The following is a 506-nucleotide window of genomic DNA, read 5'->3' on the forward strand; positions in this document are numbered from 1 at the left end:
TCAAAGACCGCGTAATCGCAGGTTCTGAAGGCCACGATATTGCTATCGTTGAAGTTGGTGGTACGGTAGGTGATATCGAATCGCTACCATTTATGGAAGCAATTCGTCAGCTAGCAGTAGAACTTGGCCGTGAACGCGCAATGTTCATGCATCTAACTCTTGTTCCTTACCTAGCAGCAGCTGGCGAAGTGAAAACTAAACCGACTCAGCACTCTGTTAAAGAGCTACTGTCTATCGGTATCCAACCAGACATCCTAGTTTGCCGCAGCGATCGCATGATCCCAGCGAACGAACGTAAGAAGATTGCACTTTTCTGTAACGTTCCTGAGAAAGCGGTAATCTCAATGAAGGACGTAGATTCAATCTACAAGATCCCTCAACTTGTTAAGTCTCAAGGTCTTGATGACCTAGTGTGTACTCGTTTCGGTATTGATGCGCCAGAAGCTGACCTTTCTGAATGGGAACAGGTTATCTAGGACGATGCGAATCCAACAGGTGAAGTAACT

The 506-nt window shown here is 46.0% G+C and carries 1 pseudogene; it reads left to right on the top strand.

The features are described from left to right. Window positions 1–473, top strand: a pseudogene (gene pyrG, locus R7O13_RS31240) (CTP synthetase); the annotation flags it as partial. Window positions 474–506 lie beyond the last annotated feature (33 nt).

The sequence above is a fragment of the Vibrio sp. Y176 genome, from assembly GCF_033438945.1.